Below are 25,632 nucleotides of genomic sequence, written 5' to 3' on the forward strand. Positions count from 1 at the left end.
CTCGGCCGCCCCCAACGCGGCCGAGTCCCGACCCGGCAGGCCACAGGATCTGTAGCACTTGCTACAGACTGTACACGGCCTGTCCGGCAGCGTCGAGGGACTACGCCGTCTCGAGCGCGGCCTCGGCGTCGGCGAGGGCGGCACGCTCGGCGTCGGTCAGGGACGCCCGTGCACCCCGGACGCCGTCGTTGATCTCGACGATGCGGCGGCTGAGCCGGGTCGCGGGGTCGTCGGTCGGCGGGTAGGCGTTGTCCACGCCGATCCGTTCGTGCAGCGGTGCCAGGCGGCGGAGCGCATCGTCCACACGGCGGGCACGGCGGCGGCGGGAGATCCGGTGCCCGAAGACGAGCAGGAGCATGCCGGACGCCACGCACAGCACGGCCCCCGGCGTGGTGATGTCGTAGGGCAGCGAGAGCGCGTGCGTGACGTCCAGGTCGCCGGCGACGTGGGCGACGTCCATCACGACCACCACGACCATGCGGACGACCCCGAGCACCCCGCCGAGGACCAGGACCCACAGCCCCACCAGGTCGGTGGTCGTCCGGGCCTCGCGCAGCCGGAGCACGCAGATGAACCCCGTGGCGCCGAGGGCCACGCCGAGGTACACGGTCTGCGCGATCGAGTAGACGGTGGCAGCCGGATGCGAGCCGGCGTCGAGCATGAAGGTCGTCGTGGTCGCGGGCTTGTCGAGCACGGTGAACGCGACGACGACCACCACGACGACCACGGCGAACGACACCACGACCGCGTTCCGGAGCCAGGGCCGCGCCGCGCCGACCGCCTTCGCCACGCCCCACAGCAGCGTGCTCGTGCCGGCCACCATGAGGCAGTCGCTGATGACGGTGACGACGTTGAACCCGCCGAGCAGCGGGTCGAGCCACCGGTACAGCGGGTCGACGTTCGTCACGATGGTGGCGGCGAAGAGCAGGAACGTGAACGCCAGGGTGCGGTCCTGCCCGCGTTGCAGGACCAACAGCACGATCGTCCCGACGATGAGCAGCACCGCCTGGACGACGGCGATGATCACCCGAAGACCCCGCGGAAGGCGCTCGGGCGGCCGCGGTGCTGGCGGATCACGGTGGCCAGGCGGTCGGCGAAGACCTCGGCCTCGTGCTCGTAGGTGTTCGAGAACAGCCCACGGGCGAGTGCCCGCTCGACCTTGTACTCGGGCAGGTCGGGGATGACGTCACGGATGTAGGCGCTCTGCGGGGCGTGTTCCTGGTGCCGGTGCAGGACGTGCCCGAGCTCGTGCCCGATCACGAACGACCGGAACGTCGGCGAGGTCGTCGGCGAGATCATCACGAGGTGCGCGTGCTCGAGGGTGGCCACGAAGCCGCACACGGGTTCGGCGGCGAGGAACGACTCCTCGCGCACCACGATCGGCTTGCCGACGACGTCAGCGGCGGCGACGACGGCCTGGTCGACGTCCGACCACCCCTCGGCGGCACCACGAGCCCAGAACGCCTCGACGAGGGCGTCGGTCATGCGACGCTCCCCCGCTGCGATTCCTCCTCGAGCACCTCGGCGATGCGCCGCAGCGCGTCGGGTGAGAGCTCACCGGGGAAGGTCCGGGCCGCGAAGCCGCTCACGCGGGCGGAGCGCAGGGACCGGACGAGTGCGAGCTGGGCACCAATCCGTTCCGGCACCTCGCTGTCCTCGAGCAGGAAGCGTTCGTCGACCTCGAAGTACCCGGCCAGCAGGCGCAGGAGCTCGGTGTCGCGGTTGCGGCGGCCGTCGCCGGAGAGCATGTAGGTCCACTTCGCCCGCGACAGCGAGCCGCCATGCGCCGCGACGTACTCCTCGATCGAGGAGAACGGCACCGGGGCGCCACGCTGCGACTCCTCGAAGTCGAGGAGCAGGTTGAGGCGGCGCGCGAGCTCGGCGGCGTCGAGCGCCCCGCCCTTCAGATCACCCGTGTCCATCTCGGACTCCTCCCCAGCCGTGTCCGCGGGACCTGTGGGTCCGGCGCGTGGACGCCATGCTAGCGCGGGTGCCCGGCACGCGCGCCGCTACCCTCGTGGGCATGCCCCGCCGCTTCCCCGCCACCGTCGCGGCACCGGTCGAGCACGAGATCGTCATCACGAAGTCGCGGTTCATCACGACCGTCGCGCCGGTGTCCGGGGTCGAGGACGCCGACCGCGTCATCGCCGAGGTCCGCCGTCGGTACTGGGACGCCCGGCACAACTGCACGGCGATGGTCACCGGCGTGCTCGGCGACCAGGCCCGTTCCTCGGACGACGGGGAGCCCTCCGGCACCGCGGGCGTCCCGATGCTCGAGGTCCTGCGACGCCGCGGGCTGACCGACGTCGTCGCGGTCGTCACGCGGTACTTCGGCGGGGTCAAGCTCGGTGCCGGCGGACTGGTCCGGGCCTACTCGACCTCGGTGTCCGAGGCGCTCGACACGGCGGTCCTCGTCCGTCGCGAGGCCCTGACGCAGGTGCGCTTCGACGTCGACCACGCCGACGCCGGGCGGCTCGACAACGTGCTGCGCGACTGGGTCCGGCACCACCACGCGACGCTCGGCCCGACCGAGTACGGGCAGGCGGCGACCTTCGAGGTGTGGGTCCCCCACGAGGCGCTCGGCGCCCTGACCGCCGACCTCGCCGCCGCGTCGGCCGGTTCGCTCGAACCCGTCATCGGCGAGGAGCGGATCGTCGACGTCCGCGCCGGCTGACGTCCGCGCCGACTGAATTCGCAGTTCCTGCACACCTCGGGCGTGTCTCGGCATCGGCGTGGAAACCTGCCCGGAACGCACGAACGCCCCGACTCGATGAGCCGGGGCGTTCGTCCTGCGGTGCACCCCCTCGGACTTGAACCGAGAACCCACTGATTAAGAGTCAGTTGCTCTGCCAATTGAGCTAGAGGTGCATGTTCCGGCTTCCGTGCCGCAACGGGAATCAACAATAGCATGGGTTTCGCGCGCCCACGACCACTCGCGGGCGCACGACGCGAACAGGAGCACCATGACCGACCGTCTCGTCCCCGGCGACACCGCCCCCGACTTCACGCTGCCCGACCAGGACGGCGTCGAGCACTCCCTCGCTGCCCTCCGCGGCAAGAAGGTCATCGTGTACTTCTACCCGGCGGCGTCCACCCCGGGCTGCACCACCGAGGCCTGCGACTTCCGCGACAACATGTCCACGCTGCAGGCCGCCGGCTACGAGGTCCTCGGCGTCTCGAAGGACGAGCAGGCGAAGCTCAAGACGTTCCAGCACGAGCAGGCGCTGACCTTCCCGCTGCTGAGCGACCCCGACCTCGCCGTGCACAAGGCCTACGCGGCCTGGGGCGAGAAGAACAACTACGGCAAGATCGTCACCGGCACGATCCGGTCCACGATCGTGGTCGACGAGGACGGCACCGTCCAGCTGCCGCTCTACAACGTCAAGGCCACCGGGCACGTGGCGAGCCTGCGGAAGAAGCTCGGCCTGGTCTGAGGGCCGGCCACGCACTGGAGGCCCGGTGCCGGTTCCGAGAACCGGCACCGGGCCTCCAGTGCGTGGCGGACCAGACTGTCTACTCGGCCGGACGCGCGAGCGCGGCCGTCACCGACCGCGACAGCACCAGCGTGATGCCGAGCAGGGCCGGGACGAGCAGCACCCAGCCGACCGCGGCGACCCGGAAGACGCCCTGGAACGCCCCGATCGCGATGGCGCCCTGCAGGACCTGCCAGACGATGATGCCGGAGCGCACCCACGCCCGGCCCTGCCACAGGCCGTTCAGCAGCGCGCCGAGCCAGAGCGCAGCGATGGCGACGAGGACGGTGAGGGCGATGCCGGAGGCGATGCTCGTGGCCGGGGCGACGACCAGTTCGACGACCAGGACCACGGTCACGACCACCAGCGCGAGGAACTCGAGGCCGACCACGGCGAGCAGCCCCAGCATCGCCGGCGACCGGCGCGCGACGGGTGCGGAGGGTTCGGTGTCGTTCGGGGTGTCGTCGTGCACAGTGATCCTCCAGCATCGGAACCCTTGATTTGGCCCTACCAGTATGGAACGATATTGGAGGTCGTTTGGACGGCACGATGTGGTGTGCGTCTCCCGTGGTTCATCGCTCCTCCCCCGAGCGTCTCGCGGGCGTCAGACACGCTTCCTGCGGACTCCTCCCCACAGTTGTCCCCTCCATGCCGCATGCATGGTCAGCGGTCCGATCCCCCGAACCACGGCCCCGGCCTGCCGTTCGAGCATCGACATCAAGGAGCACCACACATGGACTGGCGTGACAAGGCTGCCTGCCTCACCGCAGACCCCGAGCTCTTCTTCCCCGTCGGGAACACCGGGCCCGCCGTCGACCAGATCGAGAAGGCCAAGTCGGTCTGTGCGCGTTGCACGGTCACCGAGATGTGCCTGCAGTACGCACTCGAGAACAACCAGGACTCGGGTGTCTGGGGTGGTCTCAGCGAGGACGAGCGTCGTGCGCTGAAGCGTCGCGCCGCCCGCGCTCGCCGCGCGTCCTGACCCCGGTCGTCTGACACCACGACGCCCGTCGTCCCCTCGGGGGCGGCGGGCGTCGTCGTGCGTGCGGCGTCAGGCGGCGGGGGCGGTCAGCCAGCGGAACGGGATGGTGATCGTCACCTCGGTGCCGCTGCCGGTCAGGGTGTGCCAGTCGATGGTGCCGCCGAGCTCGCCCTGGATGAGCGTACGGACGATCTGCGTGCCGAGGCCCGAGCCGACCTTGCCTTCGGGGAGCCCCACGCCGTTGTCGCGGACCTCGATCTCCAGGTGGTCGTCGAAGCGGCGGGCGACGATCTCGACCTCGCCGTCGCGGCCGTCCAGCCCGTGCTCGACGGCGTTCGTCACGAGTTCGGTGAGGCCGAGTGCGAGCGGCGTCGCAGCCTCGGAGGGCAGCACCCCGAACTCGCCGGTCTTCTTCGGGTGCACGGTGGTGTTGTGCGACGCGGCGACCTCGGTCACGAGCTTGAGCACCGAGTCGAACACCTCGTCGAAGTCCACGGTCTGGCTGAGCCCGCTCGACAGGGTGTCGTGCACGACGGCGATGGCGGCGACGCGGCGCATGGCGTTCTGCAGCGAGGTCCGCGCTTCGTCCGAGTGCGTACGACGGGCCTGGATCCGCAGCAGGGACGCCACGGTCTGCAGGTTGTTCTTCACGCGGTGGTGGATCTCGCGGATCGTGGCGTCCTTGGTGATGAGCTCGCGCTCCTGGTGCCGCAGCTCGGACACGTCGCGGCAGAGCACGATGGCACCGATGCGCTCACCGTGGTCCCGGAGCGGGATCGAGCGGAGCGACACTGTGACGCCCTTCGACTCGATGTCCGCCCGCCACGGTGCGCGGCCGGTGACGACGAGCGGCAGGGACTCGTCGACGTCGAGCTGGGCGCCGATGAGCTCGGTGGTGACCTCGGCGAGGGACTTCCGCTCGAGCTCGCCCTCGAAGCCCATGCGGTTGAACGCGCTCAGGCCGTTCGGGCTCGCGAACGTGACGATGCCGGCGGTGTCGAGGCGCAGCAGGCCGTCGCTGGCACGAGGCGCACCACGACGGGGGCCCGCCGGTGCGCCGAGGTCGGGGAAGTCACCGGTGGCGATCATGCCGAACAGGTCGTTCGCGCTCGCGGTGAAGTTGAGTTCCTGGCGGCTCGGGGTCCGCATCTCGTCCTGGTTGGAGTGCCGGGTGACGACTGCGATCGGTCGCTCGGTCGTCTCGGCGCTCTTCGCGCTCAGGCGGCGGAGCACCGGGATCGCGCGGACGCGGGTCGGGGTGTCCTCGTACCAGTCCGGCTCGGCGGAGTCGACGACCCGGGACCCGGCGAAGCTCTCCGTCACCTGGCCGCGCCACTCCTCGCGGATCTCCTGCCCGACGATGTCCCGGTAAAACAGCGTCGCCGCGGAGCTCGGCCGGGCGTGTGCCACGGCCACGAACGAGCCGTCCTCGGCGGTCGGGACCCAGAGCACCATGTCGGCGAAGGACAGGTCGGCGAGGAGCTGCCAGTCCCCCACGAGCAGGTGGAGCCACTCCACGTCTGCTTCCGAGGAACGGCCTTGCGCGAGGACGAGGTCACTGAGGGTCGACACCCAGCCAGTCTAGGTCCGCTGCCTTGTGGAGAACGTCGCCCTCTCCACAGGGTAGACCGGTGTGTATTTCGTATGTCGCACGCCCCATACGCTCGCTCCAACGACGGAAGGGGCAGGGGTGGCAGAGCAGGCACGCCGCATCGATCACGAGACGACGACGGCGCACCCGCCGCCGCTGCGGATCGTCGAACCGGCACCGGAGCCCGCCACGGCGACCGGCCTCGCGGGCCCGGCGACGACCGCACGGGCGCTCGGGCTCTGCGTCGCCGAGGTGCTCACCGGCGCGCGGGACGTCGACAGCATCGCCCGGTGGATCAGCGACGACGTGCAGCGGCACCTGCAGCAGCGGGCCGCGGTGGCAGCGCACGCCCGGGGCTCCGGTCGGCGGGCACGCGGACGCCCGGTGCTCCGGGTCGGCAGCGTGCTCGTCTGCCGCCCCGCGGCGGGCGTCGCCGAGGCGACGGTGGTCGTGCACGCGCGCAGCCACGCGCGGGCGGTCGCCATGCGGCTCGAAGAGCGACACGGACGGTGGCAGGCGACCGCGATCGGGGTCCTGTAGCCGGTGGCGGACGGACGGGAGGCCCGGTGCCAGCTGGCACCGGGCCTCCCGTCCGTCGTCGGTCACGCTCGGTGAGCAGGAATGGTCGGGTCCCGATGTGGGACCCGACCATTCCTGCTCACGATGCGCTCGCGCGCGGACGCTAGTTCTTCTTGGCCGCCTGGCGACGCTCGGCGCGGTTGCTCGCCGCGGCCTGACCGGAGGCGGTGGCCGCGTTGCCGAACGCGGAGCCCTGCTCCGGCTCGGCGACCGCTTCGGCCTCAGCCTCGGCCTGGGCGCGCTGCGCACGAGCGGTCGCGGCCTGCTCGAGGCGACCCTTTTCGTCGCGGACTTCGACCTCGCCGTCGATCGACGGTGCCGAGTACTCGAGGCCGGAGACCTCGTCCTCGCCGAGGCCCTTGGCCTCGATCACCGCGTTCTCGCCGTCGGACTGCACCTGGACCTCGAGGTTGAAGAGGTAGCCCACGGACTCCTCGCGGATCTGCCCCATCATCGTCTGGAACAGGGCGTAGCCCTCGCGCTGGTACTCGACCAGCGGGTCGCGCTGCGCCATCGCGCGGAGGCCGATGCCGTCCTTGAGGTAGTCCATCTCGTACAGGTGGTCGCGCCAGCGGCGGTCGATCACCGAGAGCACCACGCGACGCTCGAGCTCACGCATCGCCTCGTCGCCGAGGAGCTCCTCGCGCTGCTGGTAGGCCAGCTTGGCGTCGGAGAGGATCTCGCGGGCCAGGAAGTCACGCGATGCCTTGCCCTTCGAGCCGGCCTCGGTGATGACCTCGTCGATGGAGATCGAGATCGGGTAGAGCGTGCCGAGCTCGGTCCACATGGCGTCGAGGTCCCAGTCGTCCGGGGAGCCTTCGCCGGTGTGGCTGTCGATCACGTCGTCGATGACGGCCTTGAGGAACGACTGCGCGCGGTCGTGCAGGTCGTCGCCCTCGAGGATGTGGCGGCGGTCGCTGTAGATCGCCTCGCGCTGGCGGTTCAGGACGTCGTCGTACTTCAGGACGTTCTTGCGGATCTCGGCGTTGCGGCCCTCGACCTGCGCCTGGGCGGACCGGATCGCACGGCCGACGAGCTTGTTCTCGATCGCCAGGTCGTCCGGCACGTTCGATCGACCCATCAGGCTCTCGGCGGCACCGGAGTTGAACAGGCGCATCAGGTCGTCGGTCAGCGACAGGTAGAAGCGGCTCTCGCCCGGGTCACCCTGACGGCCGGAACGACCACGCAGCTGGTTGTCGATGCGGCGCGACTCGTGGCGCTCGGTGCCGAGCACGTACAGGCCGCCGACGGCGCGGACCTTGTCGCCCTCTTCCTCGACCTCGGCCTTGACGCGGGCGAACACGTCGTCCCACTCGGCCTCGTACTCGTCGGGGGTCTCGGTCGGCGACAGGCCCTTGGCGTGCATCTCCTGCACGGCGAGGAACTCGGCGTTGCCACCGAGCATGATGTCGGTACCACGACCGGCCATGTTCGTCGCGACGGTCACGGCGCCGAAGCGACCGGCCTGGGCAACGATCGCGGCTTCACGTGCGTGGTTCTTCGCGTTGAGGACCTCGTGCTTGACGCCCTGCTTGGCGAGGAGCTTCGACAGGTACTCGGACTTCTCGACGCTCGTGGTGCCGACGAGGACGGGCTGGCCCTTCTCGTGGCGCTCCGCGATGTCCTCGGCGACCTGCTCGAACTTCGCCTTCTCGTTCTTGTAGACGAGGTCGGTCTGGTCGATGCGCTGCATCGGCTTGTTCGTCGGGATGGGCACGACGCCGAGCTTGTAGGTCGACATGAACTCGGCCGCCTCGGTCTCGGCGGTACCGGTCATGCCGGAGAGCTTCTGGTAGAGGCGGAAGTAGTTCTGCAGCGTGACGGTGGCGAGGGTCTGGTTCTCGGCCTTGACCTCGACACCTTCCTTCGCCTCGATCGCCTGGTGGATGCCCTCGTTGTAGCGGCGGCCCATCAGGATGCGGCCGGTGTGCTCGTCGACGATGAGCACCTCGCCGTTCATCACGACGTAGTCCTTGTCCTTCTTGAACAGGGCGACGGCCTTGATGGAGTTGTTGAGGAACGAGATGAGCGGGGTGTTCGCCGACTCGTACAGGTTCTCGATGCCGAGGTAGTCCTCGACCTTCTCGATGCCGGGCTCGAGGACACCGACGGTGCGCTTCTTCTCGTCGACCTCGTAGTCCTCGCCCGGGGTGAGGCGCTTGGCGATCGAGGCGAACTCGGTGAACCAGCGGTTGGCCTCGCCCGAGGACGGACCGGAGATGATGAGCGGCGTGCGGGCCTCGTCGATGAGGATCGAGTCGACCTCGTCCACGACGGCGAAGAAGTGGCCTCGCTGCACCATGTCGGACGCCTGCCACGCCATGTTGTCGCGCAGGTAGTCGAAGCCGAACTCGTTGTTCGTGCCGTACGTGATGTCGGCGGCGTACTGCTCGCGGCGCTCGGCCGGGGTCTGGTTCGCGATGATGCAGCCGGTGGTCATGCCCAGCGCGCGGAAGACGCGGCCCATGATCTCGGACTGGTACGACGCCAGGTAGTCGTTGACCGTGATGACGTGCACACCGCGCGACGGGATCGCGTTGAGGTAGGCGGCGGTCGTCGCGACGAGGGTCTTGCCCTCACCGGTCTTCATCTCGGCGATGTTGCCGAGGTGCAGCGCCGCGCCACCCATGAGCTGCACGTCGAAGTGCCGCATGCCCAGGGTCCGCTTCGCGGCTTCACGCACGGCGGCGAACGCCTCGGGCAGGAGGTCGTCGAGGGTCTCGCCGTTGGCGTACCGCTCGCGCAGCTCCTTGGTCTCGTCGTGGAGTTCCTCGTCGGTGAGGCTCGAGAAGTCGTCCTCGAGGTCGTTGATGGCCGAGGCGTACGCCTTCAGCCGGCGGAGGGTTCGTCCTTCGCCGATGCGGAGGACCTTCTCCAGCACGTTTGCCACGTGAACTCCTTACGAGGTCGTCGCGCGCGACCTGCACGCCCGATCGACCAGTCATGCTAGCAACCCGCGAACCCACGGCGCTGTGAGCGGCGCGGCTGTCGCGGACACGGGTGTGCGCGGCCCGCGAAAGGACCGCGCACACGGTGCGGGACCGGAGGCCCCGAGTCGGATCAGGCGATCGCGGCTGCGCGCTCCGCGTCGGTGTCGACCGCGGCCGGCGCCTGGCCTGCGGGCACCTCGTCGATGCCGATCACGCCGTAGTCCCAGCCCTTGCGTCGGTACACGACACTCGGGCGGCGGGTCTCGGCGTCGAGGAACAGGTAGAAGTCGTGCCCGACGAGTTCCATGTAGTACAGGGCGTCGTCGACCGTCATCGGGGCCGCCTCGAAGACCTTGTGCCGGATGACGACCGGGCTGTAGACCTCGTTCTCGTCCTCGGCGGCCTCTTGATCGACGACCGGGACGGCACCGGTCGCGACGTCCTCGATGAGCTTGCCGTCGGCCGGGACGACGCCCATGCCGTCGAAGCCGCTGCCGGCGGCCTCGGCGACCGAGGTGGGGCGGTGCCGACCGTGGTGCACCTTGCGGCGGTCACGCGCCCGACGGAGGCGTTCCATGATCCGCGCGAAGGCGAGGTCGAAGGCGGCGTACTTGTCCGACGCCGCGGACTCGGCCCGTACGAGCGGCCCCGGTCCGATCAGCGTGAGCTCCACGCGGTCCTCGCCCTGGCTGCCGCTCGACTTCTCGTGGTGGCGGCTGATGCGCACCTCGAAGGCGAGGGCGCGGTCGGCGAGCACGTCGATCTTCTCGGACTTCTGTTCGACGTAGGTGCGGAAACGGTCGGTGACCCCGACGTTCCGGCCCGTGATCGTCACGTCCATGTGGCGGCTCCCATCCAGTGTCGGCGCGTCGCCTCCGTCCGGCGACCCGAACGCCTTGTCGCGAGGCTAGACCCGGCGCACCCTCGGCGTCACGGGGAGGCGGCGAGTCCGTCGGACACTCACCGGACACACAGCGGCCACCGGGTGTTCACCGAGCGTCAGTCGTCGACGCTCGCCACGGCGACGCAGCGCACCACCCGACCACCCGCCGCCCGCACCGCTCGGACGCCCTCGGCCATCGTGACGCCCGTCGTCACGACGTCGTCGACGAGCACGACGTCGCGGCCGTCGACACCGGTTGCCCGCAGGGTCCCGACGGTCGCGGCGACGCGTTCCACCGCCGACCGCTCCTTCTGCCCGGGTCCGGATCGCCGTCGTCCGGCAGGGGTCCGGCCGAGGCGCCCCGTGTGCCGGACACCACCACGGGCGAGCAGCAGCACCACCGGGTCGAACCCACGGCGTCGGGCACCCGCGCGGGACGGCGGCACCCGGAGCACCACGGCGCCGTCCGGGGCCGCGGCGAGCGCCGCGCGGACGAGGACACCGAAGCGGACGCCGAGCGGACGGGCGACGTCGACCCGGCCCCGGAGCTTGAGTTCGAGCACCAGGGTGCGGACCAGCCCCTCGTACTCGAAGGCCGCGTCGAGCCGGACGCCGGCGACCAGCCGGACCCGCCGGGGCCGTGCGTCGAGCGCCGCGCGGCACGGTGGGCAGAGCGCGCGGTCCGGGCGGCCGCAGCCCAGGCAGGCGACGGGCAGGACGAGCCCGAGCACGGCGAGCAGGGCGTCACGCCACGGGGTGGGGGCGTCGTCAGGGGGCATGCCCACGACTGTGGTGCTGACCGGACGACGGCGGTGGGCCGGCGTGCCGGACGGTGGACGGGCCTCCAGGCAGGGCGGGGTGTGGAGGACGGTGGCGTCAGCGCTGGACGCCGAGCACGTCGGCGGTGACGCCCGTCGAGTCCCAGCCGCCCCCGGTGGACTGCAGGACGTCGCCGCTCGACATCCGGAGCAGCAGCGCGCCGCCGCTGCCGCCGCTGATCGCGGTGGCGCGCCCGTCGGGCTTCGGCAGGGTGCTCGACTTGCCGCCGATGGTGGTGCGGACGATGTTCGGACCGGTCGGCGTCTGCCCGACCGAGGCGACGTCGGTGTCGTTCACCCACGTGGCGTCGACCGTGGTGCCGCTGGCGGCCTGCACGCGGACCGGGGCGCCGAACGAGGTCGGTGACCGGTCGGACCCGCGGATGATCGCCATCACGTACAGGCCGGGGCCGTCCGCGGTCTCGATGAGTGCGAGGGCCCTGGTGGAGTCGCGGGACACCTGGAACGACACGAGGTCGCCGCGCGGCAACGTGGTGCGCACCTGGTGGGGGTCGCCACCGAGGCCGTACGCGGTGATGTGACGGGTGTCGGACTGCTGCCCCACCCAGACGAAGCCGAGGTCGTCGACGGCGGGGGCGACGAGGTCCTCGCGGGCGTCGACGCGCAGGCGGTCCTTGCCGCGCACGACGACGACGCCGTCCCGGTTGCCGACGGCGGCGGTGGTGCCGGACGCCGACAGGGCGATCGAGGTCGGGTCGAGGCCGGCGATCGCGGCCCCGACGCCGCTGCCGAGCTCGGCGACCTTGCCGGTGCCCGAGGCGGCGTAGCCGACGACGCCGTCCTCGTCGACCAGGGGTCGGGGGTCGACGTCGGGGTTCTGCTGGGCGTCGGCTCCCCCGGAGTCCGGCACCGACAGCGTCGCGCCCTCGATCGTCATCGACACCGACGAGATGGTGGCGACCGAGGCGAGGGACTTGCTGAGCTGTTCGCGCATCCGGACCTTGTCGACCGTGCTCGCACGGAGGGCGTCGCTCGACAGGTCGACCAGGGCGGTGCCGCTGTCGATCGTCACCGCGTTGAGGGACAGCTGGGTGCCCTCCGGGAACGACGAGACGACGGCGCCCTTCAGCCAGTCGGCGGGGCCGGCGAGCAGGGCGCTGGCGATGCGGGTGCTGGTGGAGGACCGAGCGAGGAACCAGCGCTGGTCGGGCACCAGGAAGCGGTAGGTCGGGTCGTAGAAGTACAGGGCGTGCGACTGGAACACCGACTCGAAGCTGACCGGCGACAGGATGATGCCGTCCGGGGCGTAGGCGATGCGCCACTCGCCGTCCTCGCGGACGAACTGGAACGTCAGCGTCGACGAGGTCGGGCGCACCGCCTGGGTGTACTCCCCGTCGGAGTCGACCGTGGCACTGGCCGTCATCGTGTAGGTGAGCTCGCGGTCGTCGGCGCGCTCGACGGTGCCGCTGCCGTCCCGGATCGTGACGCCCTGCCGCGGGTTCCACCGCTGGGCGAAGTCGGCGGCCAGGAACTGCCGGGCGATCGCGTAGTTGTCCTGGGCACCGGTGGCGGCGGCGATGAACCCGCGGAGGATCGCCGTCTGGTCGGACCCGGTGATCGGCTTGTCCGGCCGGAAGTCGACGCCCGAGAGCGACTCGTCCTTGATGGTCTGCCCGGTGCGCACGGCACCGTCGGTCGGGATGGCCGCACAGGCGGTGACCGCGAGCAGGCTGACCGAGGCGAGCGCGACGGCGAGGACGTGGCGGATCCGGTGGCGCATCAGGACTCCTCTCGCACGGCGCGGGGGCCGTCGTACGACTCGTCGAGCTCGGGCAGCGGGATGGCCGAGGTGGCGGTGGTGCCCTGCTCGTTGCGGGGCAGGGTGAGCACGAACGTCGATCCCTCGCCCGGTCGGGACCACACGTCGATGCGTCCGCCGTGGAGCTTCGCGTCGCCGAGGCTGATCGCGAGGCCGAGGCCGGTGCCGCCGATGGTGCGCTTGCGGCTCGGGTCGGCCCGCCAGAAGCGGTCGAACACCCGTGCGGCGTCCTCCGGCGGCATGCCGACGCCCTGGTCGCGGACGGCGATGGCGACGGTGCGTGCGTCGCTGTCGACGACGACCTGCACGGGCTTCGCGTCACCGTGCTCGATGGCGTTGCCGACGAGGTTGCGCAGGATCCGTCGGACCCGCTTGGCGTCGAGCCGCATCGTGGTGTGGCCGCCGGGGGTCGCGAGCTGCAGGTCGATGCCGGCGCGCTCGGCCAGCGGGCGGAACTCCTCGACGATGTCCGCGGCGAGGGAGGCCGGCACGACGGGTGCTGTGTCGAGCTGCACCGCCTGGGCGTCGTACCGGGAGATCTCGAGCAGGTCGGCGAGGAGCATCTCGAAGCGCTCCACCTGGGCGTGCAGGAGCTCGGCGGACCGGCCGACCGACGGTTCGAACGCGTGCCGGGAGTCGTAGAGCATGTCGCCGGCGAGCCGGATCGTGGTGAGCGGGGTACGGAGCTCGTGCGACACGTCGGAGACGAACCGCTGCTGCACGCGGGAGAGCTCGGCGAGCTGGGTGATCTGGCGGCTGACCGCCTCGGCCATCCCGTTGAAGCTCCGTGCCAGGGTCGCCAGGTCGTCCTGGCCGCGCACCGGGATGCGCTCGTCGAGGCGCCCCGCGGCGATCTTCCGGCTCGTCTCGGCGGCTCCGCGGATCGGCACGACGACGAGCCGGACGACGAGCGAGGTGACCAGGGCGATGAGCACCATGAGCGCCACACCGCCGATGGAGAGGGTCTGGGAGACGAAGTCCAGGGTCTGCTGCGCGTCGGAGAGGTCGTAGACCAGGTAGAGCTCGTACTGGCCGGCGCTCGGGATCTGCAGCGTGGAGCCGACGGCGAGCCCCGGCACCCGGCGCCCGTCGTCGTCGAGTTCGACGGGCTGCAGGCTGAGCCGACCGGTGTTCTGCGCGACCTCCTTGCGCAGGGCATCGGTGATCACCGCGTCCGGGAAGTCCTGGCTGGCGATGGTCTGCAGCGTCTGCGGGGTGGACTGGTCCGGGCTCCGCTCGATGGCGATGCTCGTGCCGCCCGGGCTCGTCGTGTTCGACAGGATCGCCTGCTGGGCCTCGTTCTGCAGGGTCTCGAGCTCGGACTGGTTGTTGTCCTCAGCTGCCGTGGCCGCGTCGAAGATCCCCTGGGCGACGATGGTGGCCCGTGCGGACTCGGACTCGATCTGGTCGCGGCGCTGCGAGTAGACGTTCGTCGAGATGCTCACCATGACCGCGGTGCCGATGATCGCCACCGCGAGCCCGGTCGTCATCACGGTGATGGCGACCGAGCGGAACATGAGCGAGCGCCGCCACAGGTAGGCGATCGGACGCCAGGCACGTCGGAGCCAGCGCCGCATCCGGCGGCGGCTGCGGTCGACGACGCCGATCGAGACGGTGGTGCTGCCGGCCCCACCGGCACCGCTGGCACCGCCGGACCCACCGGCGCCGGTGGCCCGGCCGGCGCCGCCGGCCCGGCCGGAGCGTGCCGAGCCCGACGGGCGCGTCGAGGGCGGCACGGTGCTCAGGCTCCTCCGGCGCGGTACCCGACGCCGCGGACCGTGGTGACGGTCTTCGGGTTGTCCGGGTCGTGCTCGATCTTCGCGCGGAGCCGCTGCACGTGCACGTTGACCAGGCGGGTGTCCGCCTTGTAGTGGTAGCCCCAGACCTGCTCGAGCAGCATCTCGCGGGTGAACACCTGGTTCGGCTTCTCGGCGAGCGCCCGGAGCAGGTCGAACTCGAGCGGCGTGAGCGCGATCACGGTGTCACCGCGGCGCACCTCGTGCCCGGCGACGTCGACCGTGACGTCGCCGACGTGCAGCACGGTGGCGTCGGACGCGCTCGGCCGCAGGCGGGTCCGGATGCGCGCGACGAGCTCCTTCGGGTTGAAGGGCTTCACGACGTAGTCGTCGGCACCGTTCTCGAGCCCGAGGACGACGTCGGCGGTGTCGCTCTTCGCCGTGAGCATGATGATCGGCGTGCCGCTCTCGGCACGGATGCGTTTGCACACCTCGATGCCGTCGATGCCGGGCAGCATGACGTCGAGCAGGACGAGGTCCGGCTTGGTGGCGTGGAACGCGTCGACGGCGTCGTTGCCGTCGGCGCTGAACTCGGGTTCGTACCCCTCGGAGCGGAGCACGATGCCGATCATCTCGGAGAGGGCCTGGTCGTCGTCGACGACGAGGATGCGCGGTGTCATGTGATCTGGACTCCGGGTGGCGTGCGGGTGCCGTGGTCGGCACGTGTCCCCACACGATAGCCGAGGCCCCGCCGCGCCGGGTTTTCCGCCAGGATGGGGGTGGACCGTGCATCGCTGGCTCGGTCCGACACGACGAGGGGGCTGGAGTCATGTCCGATTGGCACACACCGGGCGGTGGGCAGCAGGGTGCGCCGACGCCGCCGGCATCCGGACCGGCGCAGGGACCAGGACCCCAGCCTGGAGGCCCGCCCCGCTTCTCCGTGCCGCCGCAGCCCGCCCCGGGGCCGGGTCCGGGGCGACCGGGCGGCCCCTCAGGTGGCTCGCGTCCGGTGATCCCGCTGCGCCCGCTCGGTCTCGGGGACATCCTGGCCGGGGCGTTCACGGTCTTCCGCCGGAACGCCCGCGTGCTGCTGCTCTGGAGCGTGCTGCTGAGCGGTGTGCTCGGCCTGCTCTCGACGCTGGCGAGCACCTTCGGGCAGCAGGCGTTGCAGTCGCGGATGTTCTCGGCCCTCGACGGCGGCAGCGGTGCCGACTCGGTGGTCGCTGGCACGCTGACGCTCACGGCACTGCTCTCGGTCGTGCTGCCGTTCCTCGCCTACCTCGGTCGCGGGTTCCTGGTGGCGCCGGTCGCCGCCGACACCGGGCAGCGGGTCCTCGGCCGTCGCGCCACGTTCCGGGGGCTGTGGGCGCTGCTCGCCGGCCGCCGGTGGTCCGTCGTCGCGTGGATGCTCGTGCAGATCGGGGCCGGTGTGGTCCTCGCGCTCCTGGCCGGGCTCGTGTTCTTCGGGGTGTTCGCGGCCATGGGCGCCGCCGACTCCGGCACCGGGTGGTTCGTGCTGGTGCTCGTGCTGTTCGTGCTCGGCATCGGTGTCGTCGTCGTGTGGCTCGCCACGCGCTTCGTGCTCACCGTCCCGACCATCGCGCTCGAGGGCCGGCCGGTCTTCGCCGCAGCCGCACAGTCGTGGCGCCTGACCCGCGGGGCCTTCTGGCGGACCTTCGGCATCCTGCTGCTCGTGCAGCTGATGTTCGGGTTCGCAGCGTCCATCGCGTCGATCCCGCTCACCATCGGCGCCGTGCTCGTCGGGGGCACGTTCGACCCGCTCGGGCAGACGGGCGGCACGTCGGGAGCCGGCACCGGTGCGGTCATCGCCATCGTCGTCGGCAGCCTGCTCGCGATCGCGGTGCAGTGCATCACCGACGTGCTGAGCGCCTCGATCACCACGTTCCTCGCCATCGACCGGCGGATCCGCACCGAGGCCCTCGACCAGCGGATCGCATCGCACCTGGACTCCGGGCAGCCGACCGACCCGTTCGCCCCGTCCGAGCCCGTCGCACGCCCGCCGTGGCCGCCGCAGCAGCAGTGGGGTGGCCAGCAGTGGCAGGCGCAGCAGCAGCCGTGGCCGGGGCAGCAGCAATGGCAGCCCGGCCAGCAGCAGCAACCCTGGCAGCCCGGCCAGCAGCAGCAACCCTGGCAGCCCGGCCAGCAGCAGCAACCCTGGCAGCCCGGCCAGCAGCAGCAACCCTGGCAGCAGGGTCCGGGCCAGGCGCCGCCGAACGGCTCCGCGTGACGGCGGTCGACCCGGACGAGGCGCGTCGCCTGCTCGAGCGCGAGCTCGAACGGTCCGCCTACGACGGTGCCCGGCCGACGTGGTGGGACCGTGCCTCGCGCTCCTTCCTCGACTGGCTCGGGTCGCTCCGCGCCGACAGCATCGACTCCCCCGCGGCGGCCCGCACCGCGCTGGTGATCGCGATCGTGGTGCTCGTCGCGGTCGTCGTGCTCGTCGTCGTCGCCCGCGGACTCCCCCGCCGGCGCGCGCGGGCCGGTGACGGTGACACCGGCGGGGTGTTCGACGCCGACGACCTGCGCTCCGCCCGGGAACTCCTCGAAGCGGCCCAGGCCGCCGTCCGTCGCGCCGACTGGTCGGCAGCGGTGCTCGACGGGTTCCGCGCGATCGCCAGGGGGCTCGGCGAACGCGACCTGGTGCCCGACGTGCCCGGAGCCACCGCACGGACGATCGCCGCGCGGGGTGCGGTGCCGTTCCCCGCGTCGGCCGGTGCACTCGACGCGGCAGCGACCGCCTTCGACGCGGTCCGGTACCTCGGTGCCGAGGCCGACGAAGCCGCGGCCCTGCGCGTGCTCGACACCGAGCGGACCGTCCGGCAGGCCCGGCCCGCCCCGGCCGAGGGACCGGTGGTGCCGGCATGACGACCGAAACCGCCATGCGGACGAGCGCCGGATCGACTCCTGCTCGGGCTCCGGCTCCGGCCGAGGGACGCCGGTTCCGCATCGGGTTCTGGGTCGCGATCGTCCTGGTCGGCGTCCTGCTCGCCGCGCTGACCGCCGTCGTGCAGGGCACCGACCCGGACGCACCGCGCGCACTCGACCCGACCTCGACGACGGCCAGTGGTTCTGCCGCGCTGGTCCGGGTGCTCGAACAGCGGGGCACCGCGGTCTCCGTCACCGACACCGTCGACGGCGTCGGCGGGATCGACGGCGGCACGGTGTTCATCGACGACGCCGACGGCGCGCTCGACCCCGCCGTCGCGGAACGCATCGCCCGCACGGCCCGGCACGTCGTGGTCGTCGGCACGAGCGGCGCCGGCCTCGACGCGCTGCTCGGGTTCCCGGTCGACCCGCCCGCCCAGATCGACGGTGACGCCACCGTCTCGACGGCCTCGTGCGGGATCCCGGCGGCGGCCTCGGCTGCCCGGGTGACGACCGCCGGCTCCGGGTACACCGTGGACGACGACGCCGCCGAACGGTGCGCGCCGACGGGCGAGGGCGGCTCCCGGGTCTGGGGCCTCGTGCGCACCACGACCCCGGGCGGTGACGTCACCCTGCTCGGCACAACCTCGGCGTTCCGGAACGACACGATCGCCACCGCCGGGAACGCCGCGCTCGCCCTCGGGCTGCTCGGCGCCGACGAGCGACTCGTCTGGTACACCCCGGCGGTCGGCACCCCCGACGCCGCACCGACCCTCGGCGAGCTCGCCCCGCCGTGGGTCCCGAGCGCCCTCGCACTGCTCGCCCTCGTCGCCGTGGCGGCCGGTGTCTGGCGGGGCCGACGGCTCGGCCCGCTCGTCGTCGAGCGGTTGCCCGTCGTCGTCCGTGCTGCCGAGACCACCGAGGGTCGCGCCCGGATGTACGCCCGCACCCGTGACCGCACCCACGCCCTCGACACCCTGCGCGTCGCCGCCGTCCGCCGCATCGGCCGGATGCTCGGACTTCCCCGATCGGCACACGTCGACGAGGTCGTCCGGACCGCGGCCCAGGCCACCGGCATCCCGCACACCCGTGTCGGCGCCGTGCTCGTCGGCGGGACCACCGACGACGACCGTGCACTCGTCGACGGCACCGCCGCGCTCGACGACCTCGAACGCGCCGTCCGCCGGGCGACCTCCGGTGACCGACCGACCTCCGACCCCGACCGACCAGGAGCACGACCGTGACCGACCTGCCCCCTGCCACCACCGAGCACACCGCACCGGAGCACGACCCGGCGACCGCGGCCGGCTCCGACCTGCGCGACGCGTTCGGCCGGGTCCGCACCGAGGTCGCCAAGGCCGTCGTCGGCCAGGAGGGCGCGGTCTCCGGCATGATCGTCGGACTCCTCGCACAGGGGCACGTGCTGCTCGAGGGCGTCCCCGGTGTCGCGAAGACCCTGCTCGTCCGCAGCCTCGCCGCCGCGATGACGCTCGACACGAAGCGCATCCAGTTCACACCGGACCTGATGCCCGGCGACGTCACCGGGTCGCTCGTCTACGACGCCTCGACCGGCACGTTCCCGTTCCGCGAGGGCCCCGTCTTCACGAACGTCCTGCTCGCCGACGAGGTCAACCGCACGCCGCCGAAGACCCAGTCGGCCCTGCTCGAGGCGATGGAGGAACGCCAGGTGAGCGTCGACGGCGACGCCCGGGCCCTGCCCGACCCCTTCTTCGTCGCCGCGACGATGAACCCGATCGAGTTCGAGGGCACCTACACGCTGCCCGAGGCGCAGCTCGACCGGTTCCTGATGAAGCTGACGCTCGACATCCCGCCGCGCGACGTCGAGTGGCAGGTGCTCCGGCGCCACGCCGACGGGTTCGTCCCGCGCGACGTCCGGTCGGCCGGCATCACCCCGGTGGTCGGCGTCGACGAGGTCGTCCGTGCGCAGCGTGCCGTCCGCGGCGTCGGGGCCCGCGACGACGTGCTCGCGTACATCGTCGACCTCGCCCGGGCCACCCGGCAGGCACCGTCCGTCCGCGTCGGGGTGAGCCCCCGCGGAGCGACGGCACTGCTCGCGGCCGCCAAGGCCTGGGCCTGGCTCACCGGCTACGACGCGATCACCCCGGACCACGTGCAGGCCATGGCCCTGCCGGTCTGGCGGCACCGCCTGCGGGTCGCCGCCGACGCCGAGCTCGAGGGCGTCGGTGCCGACGGCGTGCTCCAGCAGGTGCTCGAGCAGGTGCGGGTGCCGATCTAGTGGCGGTCTCCGGCCGGTTCGTCGCGCTCCTCGCCGTCGCCCTCGTGCCCACCGTGCTGCTCGGCAGCGGGTGGGCCGGTCTGGCGTGGGTCGGGGTGGTGCTGCTCGCCGCGGCGCTCGACGTCGTGCTCGCCGCCGACCTGCGACGGGTCCGCGTGGAGCGGCGGATGCCCCGGCTCGCTCGACGCGACAGCACCGCGGACGGCACCCTCGTGCTCGCCAACGACGGCTCCCGGACGGTCCGCGGTGTGGTCCGCGACATGTGGGAGCCGTCGGCCGGCCACCGTCCCCGTCGGATCCGGATGACGGTCCCCGCCGGGGAGCGACGGACGGCCCGGATGCGCTTCACACCGTTCCGTCGTGGTCGACGCCGCACCACCGGGGTCGCCGTGCGGTCCTTCGGTCCCCTGGGCCTCGCCGCACGGCAGCGGGTCGTCGCAGCACCGGGCGAACTCGTCGTGACGCCGCCGTTCCGCTCCCGGCGGCACCTGCCGTCACGGTTGGCACGGCTCCGCGAGCTCGACGGCGAGACCACGCTGCAGCTCCGCGGGCACGGCACCGAGTTCGACTCGCTGCGCGACTACGTGCGCGGCGACGACGTGCGGTCGATCGACTGGCGCGCCACCGCGCGGCGGCAGGACCTCGTCGTCCGCACCTGGCGTCCGGAACGCGACCGACGCGTGGTCGTCGTGGTCGACGCGGGCCGGGCGGGTGCCGGCCGCGTCGCCGACGAACCCCGACTCGACACGTTCATCGAGTCGGCGCTGCTCCTCGGTGCCCTCGCGGCAGCCGCCGGTGACCGCGTCGACCTGGTGGTCCTCGACGACACCGCACACGACCGCGTGCACGGCGCCACCCGCACCGACGTCGTGCAGCGCTTCGGCGAGGCACTCGCGATGGCCGAACCCGGGCTCGCCGCGACCGACTGGGCATCCGTGCCCGCACTCGTCGACTCGATCACGACCTCGCGCGCCATGGTCGTCCTCGCCTCGAGCCTCGACTCCGTCGGCGCCTCGGGCGACCTGCTCGCCGTGCTCCCCCGGCTGTCCCGACGGCACGCGGTCGTCGTGACGAGCATCGAGGACCCGGCCGTCCAGCGGATGGCGCGCGGCGGGGTGGACCCGACCACGGCGATCCGCACGGCGCGGGGCGGAAAGGTGCCGGGCCTCCCGACCGGCGCGGAGCGCGACGTCTACCGACGCGCGGCCGCCGAACGCACCCTGCTCGACGCGGACGGTGCGGCCGACGTCGCACGGCGCTCCGGCGCCGAGGTCGTGCGCGGCGCACCGGCGGACGTCCCGCCGCTCGTCGCGGACGCCTACATCCGGGCGAAGGCCACCGGCCGGCTCTGAACCGGGGCAGGCCCTAGCCGGCCACCAGGGCGGTGGAGCCGCGCTCGAACTCCTCGAGGTCGCCGCGCTCCCCCGCTCGGTACGCGCGGCCGCCGAGCACCCACTGGTAGGCGAGCACCGCGACCAGGGCGAGGGTGCCGATGCCGATCTTGATCGGCCACGGCCAGTCCTGCCGCGTCACCACGCCCTCGACGATGCCGGACAGCAGCAGGGTCAGGGTCAGACCGATCGCGATGGTGATGAGCGCACGGCCGTCCTCGGCGAGGGCCTGGGCGCGCGTCCGTCCGGGTCCCGGTGCCACCCACGACCAGAAGATCATCAGCCCCGCACCGCCCGCGAGGAACACCGAGTAGAGCTCAAGCTGCCCGTGCGGGGAGATGTAGAGGAAGAAGTCGGCCAGGCGGCCCTGGGAGTGCATGATCGCCGCGGAGACCCCGAGGCTGACGGCGTTCTGCATGATCGAGAACGGCACGAAGACCCCGGTGATGCCGAACGCCACCATCGTCGCGGCGATGTAGGCGTTGTTCGTCCAGACCTGCGCGGTGAAGGCCCCGAGGCCACGGTCGGAGTAGTAGTCGACGAAGTCCTGCGTGGCGTACCGGCGCAGGGCCTCCTCGCTGCCGAACGTCGCCGTCGCACCCGGCGTGGTGGTGATCCAGACCGCGACGATCGCCCCGATCGCCACCGTCGCGAGCGCGACCCAGATGGTCACCCAGCGGATCCGGTAGAGCGCCGCGGGCAGCTGCCGCGTGAAGAACAGGGCGACGGCGGTCAAGGGGTCGACGGGCGTGCCGGTGAAGCGCAGACGGGCGCGGAACAGCGTCAGCGAGAGCCGGTCGCCGGTCACGGTGCGCGGTGCTGCGCCCCGGATGCGGGCGAGGTCGGTCGCGGCCTCCTGGTAGCCGGCGACGAGCCGATCGACGTCCGCACCGGACCGGTGCCGGGCACGCGCCAGACGGTCGAGCTCCTGCCACCGGTCACGGTGCACCTCGGTGTAGGCATCCAGGTCCACGTGTTCCCCCTCAGGTCGCGCGATCTCCGACAGAATGATCCCATGCCGAAGCCCCGCACGCCGCGTGACCTCGCCGACGCCCGGTTCTCGCGCGACCTCGACGAGACCGCCGACGAGCTCGTGGTCGGCGAGGGCGTCGCGCTCGACGTCCAACCCGCCGGACTCGTGCTGCGGCTCGCGGCCGCGCTGCTGGACGGCCTGTGCGTCCTCGTCCTGTTCGTGCTCGCGCTGTTCGGCGTCTGGCGGCTCTGGCCGAGGGGGCTCGAGCCGGCCTGGGGTGCTGCGCTCAACATCGTGCTGCTCGTCGTCGTGCTGGTCCTGGTTCCCGCGGCGGTCGAGACCGTGACGAAGGGGCGGAGCGTCGGACGGTTCGCCACCGGCACCCGCGTCGTCCGGCTCGACGGCGGCGCGATCGGCTTCCGGCACGCCTTCACGCGGTCGCTCGTCGGCCTGTTCGAGCTCTGGATGACGTTCGGCTCGGTCGCCCTGCTCGTCGCGCTGTTCGGCAGCCGGCCGCGGCGCCTCGGGGACCTGCTGGCGGGGACGATCGTGCAGCACGAGCGCCTGCCGAAGCAGCGGGACCCCGAGGTGCTGCTGCCCCCGGAGCTGACGGCCTGGGCCGGTGTCGCGGACGTCTCGGCGCTGCCGCAGCGGTTGGAGAACCGCCTCGGTGCGTTCTTCCGCGGGGCTGCGCTGATGCGCCCCGAACTGCGCGAGGCGGCGGCGCAGACCCTGGCGGCCGAGGTGTCCGCGTTCGCACACCCGGTGCCGCCCGTCCCGCCCGAGGTCTTCCTGGCCGGGGTCGTCGTGCTGCGGCGTCGTCGGGACGTCCGGGCGCTGGGTGCCCGCGCCGAACTGCTCACCGCCGCGGGTGCGACGGCGGCGGCGCCCCCGCCCGGCTTCCCGCGCTGACGCGCACCGCGGCGCCCGGGCTGACTGCCCCCTCGCAACACTGCGAAACGGACACAGCACCGCGGAGATCCACGGTGCTGTGTCCGGAACCAGGTTCCGCCGGCCCCAGGCCGCCCCGCCGCGCTCAGTAGCGGTAGTGGTCCGGCTTGAAGGGCCCCTCGACCGGCACACCGATGTACGCCGCCTGCTCCGGACGCAGCGACGTCAGCTGCACCCCGAGTGCGTCGAGGTGCAGGCGCGCGACCTTCTCGTCCAGGTGCTTCGGCAGCACGTACACGCCGGTCGGGTACTCCTCGCGCCGCGTGTGCAGCTCGATCTGCGCGAGCACCTGGTTCGTGAACGAGTTGCTCATCACGAACGACGGGTGCCCGGTCGCGTTGCCGAGGTTCATGAGCCGTCCCTCGGACAGCACCAGGATCGACCGACCGGTCGGCAGCCGCCACTCGTGCACCTGCGGCTTGATCTCGACCTTCGAGACGCCGGGCAGCGCCTCGAGCCCCGCCATGTCGATCTCGTTGTCGAAGTGCCCCACGTTCGCCACGATCGCCAGGTGCTTCAGCCCGAGCATCTCGTCGACCCCGACGACGCCCAGGTTGCCGGTGCACGTGATGACCATGTCGACGGTGTCGACGACGTCCGCCAGGCGCGCGACCTGGTAGCCGTCCATCGCCGCCTGCAGCGCGCAGATCGGGTCGACCTCGCTGACGATGACGCGGGCACCCTGCCCGCGGAGCGCCTCGGCCGCACCCTTGCCGACGTCGCCGTAGCCGACGACGAAGGCGACCTTGCCACCGATGAGCACGTCGGTGGCCCGGTTCAGGCCGTCGGGCAGCGAGTGCCGGATGCCGTACTTGTTGTCGAACTTCGACTTCGTCACCGAGTCGTTCACGTTGATCGCCGGGAACTTCAGCTCGCCGTTCCGGAACAGCTCGTACAGGCGGTGGACGCCCGTGGTGGTCTCCTCGGTGACGCCCTGGATGTCGGCCGCGATGCGGGTCCAGCGGTCGGAGGACGTCTCGAGCGACCGCGCGACGGTGTCGAGCACGATCTTCCACTCGGTGCTCGCGTCCGGCTCGGCGACCGGGGCGGCACCGGCCGCCTCGGCGTCGGCACCCGTGTGCACGAGCATCGTGGCGTCGCCGCCGTCGTCGAGTATCAGGTTCGGTCCGGTCCAGTCGGCACCCGCCGCGGCGGCCTCGTCGCTCCAGTCGAAGATGCGGCTGGTGCACCACCAGTACTCCTCGAGCGTCTCGCCCTTCCACGCGAACACCGGGACGCCGGCGGGGGCGTCCGGGCTGCCGGTGGGTCCGACGGCGACGGCGGCCGCGGCTTCGTCCTGGGTGGAGAAGATGTTGCAGCTGGCCCAGCGCACCTGCGCGCCGAGGGCGACGAGCGTCTCGATGAGCACCGCGGTCTGCACCGTCATGTGCAGGGACCCGGCGATGCGCGCGCCGGCGAGCGGCTGCGACGCGGCGAACTCGTCACGCAGGGACATCAGGCCCGGCATCTCGTTCTCGGCGAGGCGGATCTGGTGCCGGCCGGCCTCGGCGAGGGACAGGTCGGCGACGCGGAACGCAGCAGCGGTGCGGGTTTCGGTGGGCATGCCCACCAGTCTTCCATGCCGGGAGGCGCGGATCACCAGCCGATCCCGGTCACGTTCCCCGGGCCTCCAGACCGACCCCCGCACCCACGTCGCGAACGTGAGCCGTCAGTCGGCGTCGCGCGGGAGCGGCTCGCGCCGCACCACCTGCCAGCCGCGCGGGACGCGCAGGGCGGCAGCGTGCCGGGCGCAGAGGTCGTAGCCGTGCGGCTCGACCCTGGTCGACAGCGGACCGACGACCACCATGGAGTCGCCGTAGTCGTACGTCAGGGTCGACGAAGCGCTGTTGGCACACGCCACCTTGCTGCAGATCCGCACGTCCATCTCGACAGGGAGCCTAGCGGAGCGTCCGGCGCGCACCCGTCCCCGCGTACGATGTGGGGATGCGTCGGAAGCCTCGCCTCGTCACCCCGGTCGACCGCGGTCGAGGGCGCTCCCGGCACGGCCGCGGTGGGCGCTCGAGCGTCACCGGCCCCGAGCTCGCGCCGATCATCACCCGCGCCGAGGCGTTCGACCGGATCGTCGGCGACAGCGCGCACTACCTGCTCGGACTCTGGCCCGAGGAGCTCTCCGGCGTCGTGTTCCAGGTGGCGGACATGCCGAGCGACACGACCCTGCCGGACGAGATGCCGCGCTGGCGGATCGACCGCGACACCCGCCGCGTGACCGTCTTCCGGATCCCCGTCGAGCGGGTGAACCGGAGCCCCGAGAAGGACGACTCGGACCGCCGCATCATCATCGAGACCGCGGTGTTCCGCGCGGTCGGCGAGCTGATCGGCAAGGACCCCTGGGACCTGGCGCCGGACCGTTACCGGCACTGGTGAGCCGGGCTGATCGAGCC

The 25,632-nt window shown here is 72.1% G+C and carries 25 protein-coding genes and 1 tRNA gene; 11 read left to right on the forward strand and 15 right to left on the reverse strand.

Features of this window, described 5'->3' with window-relative positions; translation table 11 throughout:
* Positions 1 to 100: 100 nt before the first annotated feature.
* From DEJ08_RS11705 to DEJ08_RS11715, 3 genes are read right to left on the reverse strand one after another with little or no spacing between them, the layout of a single operon-like run.
* Entirely contained in the window at positions 101 to 1,027 is a 927-nt protein-coding gene (locus DEJ08_RS11705; RefSeq protein WP_111055284.1) for a hypothetical protein, read from the reverse strand.
* Positions 1,024 to 1,485 carry an ImmA/IrrE family metallo-endopeptidase gene (locus tag DEJ08_RS11710; RefSeq protein WP_111055283.1) on the reverse strand — a complete coding sequence of 154 codons (462 nt, stop codon included), beginning with the start codon at positions 1,483 to 1,485 and terminating at the stop codon, positions 1,024 to 1,026. The genes DEJ08_RS11705 and DEJ08_RS11710 overlap by 4 nt, the downstream gene beginning before the upstream one ends.
* On the reverse strand, positions 1,482 to 1,922 hold the full coding sequence (locus DEJ08_RS11715; protein WP_051596928.1) for a hypothetical protein: 441 nt from the start codon (positions 1,920 to 1,922) through the stop codon (positions 1,482 to 1,484). The genes DEJ08_RS11710 and DEJ08_RS11715 overlap by 4 nt, the downstream gene beginning before the upstream one ends.
* Before the next feature lie 101 nt (positions 1,923 to 2,023).
* Between DEJ08_RS11715 and DEJ08_RS11720 the strand changes: the two genes are divergently transcribed.
* The gene (locus DEJ08_RS11720) at positions 2,024 to 2,674 is read left to right on the forward strand and encodes a YigZ family protein (RefSeq protein ID WP_071405779.1); all 651 of its coding nucleotides are present in this window, start codon (positions 2,024 to 2,026) and stop codon (positions 2,672 to 2,674) included.
* Between the two features lie 121 nt (positions 2,675 to 2,795).
* Here the strand turns inward: DEJ08_RS11720 and DEJ08_RS11725 are convergent.
* Positions 2,796 to 2,868 (reverse strand) — tRNA-Lys (locus DEJ08_RS11725).
* 95 nt (positions 2,869 to 2,963) lie between these two features.
* Here DEJ08_RS11725 and bcp point away from each other — a divergent pair.
* Positions 2,964 to 3,434 carry a thioredoxin-dependent thiol peroxidase gene (gene bcp / locus DEJ08_RS11730; protein ID WP_111055282.1) on the forward strand — a complete coding sequence of 157 codons (471 nt, stop codon included), beginning with the start codon at positions 2,964 to 2,966 and terminating at the stop codon, positions 3,432 to 3,434.
* A gap of 79 nt (positions 3,435 to 3,513) precedes the next feature.
* On the opposite strand, the gene DEJ08_RS11735 is transcribed toward bcp, so the two are convergent.
* Positions 3,514 to 3,945 carry a hypothetical protein gene (locus DEJ08_RS11735; protein ID WP_084741237.1) on the reverse strand — a complete coding sequence of 144 codons (432 nt, stop codon included), beginning with the start codon at positions 3,943 to 3,945 and terminating at the stop codon, positions 3,514 to 3,516.
* 261 nt (positions 3,946 to 4,206) lie between these two features.
* On the opposite strand from DEJ08_RS11735, the gene DEJ08_RS11740 reads away from it, so the two are divergent.
* A complete protein-coding gene (locus DEJ08_RS11740; RefSeq protein WP_017888820.1) occupies positions 4,207 to 4,455 on the forward strand; it encodes a WhiB family transcriptional regulator in 249 nt (82 codons plus the stop codon).
* A 69-nt stretch (positions 4,456 to 4,524) separates the two neighbouring features.
* Here DEJ08_RS11740 and DEJ08_RS11745 read toward each other — a convergent pair whose 3' ends face one another.
* Positions 4,525 to 6,027: a sensor histidine kinase gene (locus DEJ08_RS11745; RefSeq protein WP_110865382.1), complete on the reverse strand. Its 1,503-nt coding sequence runs from the start codon at positions 6,025 to 6,027 to the stop codon at positions 4,525 to 4,527.
* A 118-nt stretch (positions 6,028 to 6,145) separates the two neighbouring features.
* Between DEJ08_RS11745 and DEJ08_RS11750 the strand changes: the two genes are divergently transcribed.
* Positions 6,146 to 6,586 carry an Rv3235 family protein gene (locus DEJ08_RS11750; RefSeq protein ID WP_111055281.1) on the forward strand — a complete coding sequence of 147 codons (441 nt, stop codon included), beginning with the start codon at positions 6,146 to 6,148 and terminating at the stop codon, positions 6,584 to 6,586.
* Between the two features lie 142 nt (positions 6,587 to 6,728).
* On the opposite strand, the gene secA is transcribed toward DEJ08_RS11750, so the two are convergent.
* The 6 genes from secA to mtrA form a co-directional block, all read right to left on the reverse strand.
* Positions 6,729 to 9,515 carry a preprotein translocase subunit SecA gene (gene secA, locus DEJ08_RS11755; protein ID WP_110865380.1) on the reverse strand — a complete coding sequence of 929 codons (2,787 nt, stop codon included), beginning with the start codon at positions 9,513 to 9,515 and terminating at the stop codon, positions 6,729 to 6,731.
* A gap of 170 nt (positions 9,516 to 9,685) precedes the next feature.
* Positions 9,686 to 10,396 carry a ribosome hibernation-promoting factor, HPF/YfiA family gene (hpf, locus tag DEJ08_RS11760; RefSeq protein ID WP_071405776.1) on the reverse strand — a complete coding sequence of 237 codons (711 nt, stop codon included), beginning with the start codon at positions 10,394 to 10,396 and terminating at the stop codon, positions 9,686 to 9,688.
* A 158-nt stretch (positions 10,397 to 10,554) separates the two neighbouring features.
* Positions 10,555 to 11,217, reverse strand: a complete 663-nt coding sequence (locus DEJ08_RS11765; protein WP_146248548.1) for a ComF family protein — start codon at positions 11,215 to 11,217, stop codon at positions 10,555 to 10,557.
* A gap of 97 nt (positions 11,218 to 11,314) precedes the next feature.
* The gene (locus DEJ08_RS11770) at positions 11,315 to 12,997 is read right to left on the reverse strand and encodes an LpqB family beta-propeller domain-containing protein (RefSeq protein ID WP_111055279.1); all 1,683 of its coding nucleotides are present in this window, start codon (positions 12,995 to 12,997) and stop codon (positions 11,315 to 11,317) included.
* Positions 12,997 to 14,772: an MtrAB system histidine kinase MtrB gene (gene mtrB, locus DEJ08_RS11775; protein ID WP_258367240.1), complete on the reverse strand. Its 1,776-nt coding sequence runs from the start codon at positions 14,770 to 14,772 to the stop codon at positions 12,997 to 12,999. The genes DEJ08_RS11770 and mtrB overlap by 1 nt, the downstream gene beginning before the upstream one ends.
* A 5-nt stretch (positions 14,773 to 14,777) precedes the next feature.
* Positions 14,778 to 15,452 (reverse strand): MtrAB system response regulator MtrA, encoded by a 675-nt coding sequence (gene mtrA, locus DEJ08_RS11780; protein WP_017888813.1) that lies wholly within the window; start codon positions 15,450 to 15,452, stop codon positions 14,778 to 14,780.
* 329 nt (positions 15,453 to 15,781) lie between these two features.
* On the opposite strand from mtrA, the gene DEJ08_RS11785 reads away from it, so the two are divergent.
* Genes DEJ08_RS11785 through DEJ08_RS11805 form a run of 5 tightly spaced genes read left to right on the forward strand, consistent with a single transcriptional unit; the run spans position 15,782 to position 21,267 of the window.
* Complete coding sequence (locus DEJ08_RS11785) at positions 15,782 to 17,020, forward strand: glycerophosphoryl diester phosphodiesterase membrane domain-containing protein (protein ID WP_181439053.1); 1,239 nt, start codon at positions 15,782 to 15,784, stop codon at positions 17,018 to 17,020.
* Entirely contained in the window at positions 17,017 to 17,658 is a 642-nt protein-coding gene (locus DEJ08_RS11790) for a DUF4129 domain-containing protein (RefSeq protein ID WP_111055278.1), read from the forward strand. The genes DEJ08_RS11785 and DEJ08_RS11790 overlap by 4 nt, the downstream gene beginning before the upstream one ends.
* Complete coding sequence (locus tag DEJ08_RS11795) at positions 17,655 to 18,902, forward strand: DUF4350 domain-containing protein (RefSeq protein ID WP_111055277.1); 1,248 nt, start codon at positions 17,655 to 17,657, stop codon at positions 18,900 to 18,902. Before DEJ08_RS11790 ends, DEJ08_RS11795 begins: the two co-directional genes overlap by 4 nt.
* Positions 18,903 to 18,907: 5 nt before the next feature.
* On the forward strand, positions 18,908 to 19,915 hold the full coding sequence (locus DEJ08_RS11800; protein WP_375334838.1) for an AAA family ATPase: 1,008 nt from the start codon (positions 18,908 to 18,910) through the stop codon (positions 19,913 to 19,915).
* Entirely contained in the window at positions 19,915 to 21,267 is a 1,353-nt protein-coding gene (locus DEJ08_RS11805; RefSeq protein WP_071405772.1) for a DUF58 domain-containing protein, read from the forward strand. Before DEJ08_RS11800 ends, DEJ08_RS11805 begins: the two co-directional genes overlap by 1 nt.
* Positions 21,268 to 21,280: 13 nt before the next feature.
* Here the strand turns inward: DEJ08_RS11805 and DEJ08_RS11810 are convergent, their stop codons facing one another.
* The gene (locus DEJ08_RS11810; protein WP_111055276.1) at positions 21,281 to 22,279 is read right to left on the reverse strand and encodes a stage II sporulation protein M; all 999 of its coding nucleotides are present in this window, start codon (positions 22,277 to 22,279) and stop codon (positions 21,281 to 21,283) included.
* Positions 22,280 to 22,321: 42 nt separating this feature from the next.
* Here DEJ08_RS11810 and DEJ08_RS11815 point away from each other — a divergent pair, with 42 nt between their 5' ends.
* Positions 22,322 to 23,191 carry an RDD family protein gene (locus DEJ08_RS11815; protein ID WP_111039894.1) on the forward strand — a complete coding sequence of 290 codons (870 nt, stop codon included), beginning with the start codon at positions 22,322 to 22,324 and terminating at the stop codon, positions 23,189 to 23,191.
* Positions 23,192 to 23,315: 124 nt separating this feature from the next.
* Here the strand turns inward: DEJ08_RS11815 and ahcY are convergent, their stop codons facing one another.
* Positions 23,316 to 24,794, reverse strand: coding sequence for an adenosylhomocysteinase (gene ahcY, locus DEJ08_RS11820; protein ID WP_071405791.1), 1,479 nt, complete (start codon positions 24,792 to 24,794; stop codon positions 23,316 to 23,318).
* A gap of 105 nt (positions 24,795 to 24,899) precedes the next feature.
* Positions 24,900 to 25,115 (reverse strand): DUF3499 family protein, encoded by a 216-nt coding sequence (locus DEJ08_RS11825; protein ID WP_111039893.1) that lies wholly within the window; start codon positions 25,113 to 25,115, stop codon positions 24,900 to 24,902.
* Between the two features lie 59 nt (positions 25,116 to 25,174).
* Here DEJ08_RS11825 and DEJ08_RS11830 point away from each other — a divergent pair, with 59 nt between their 5' ends.
* Positions 25,175 to 25,615, forward strand: coding sequence for a metallopeptidase family protein (locus tag DEJ08_RS11830; protein WP_071405768.1), 441 nt, complete (start codon positions 25,175 to 25,177; stop codon positions 25,613 to 25,615).
* Positions 25,616 to 25,632 lie beyond the last annotated feature (17 nt).

The organism is Curtobacterium sp. MCLR17_054, assembly GCF_003234335.2.
Taxonomy (GTDB): Bacteria; Actinomycetota; Actinomycetes; order Actinomycetales; family Microbacteriaceae; genus Curtobacterium; species Curtobacterium flaccumfaciens.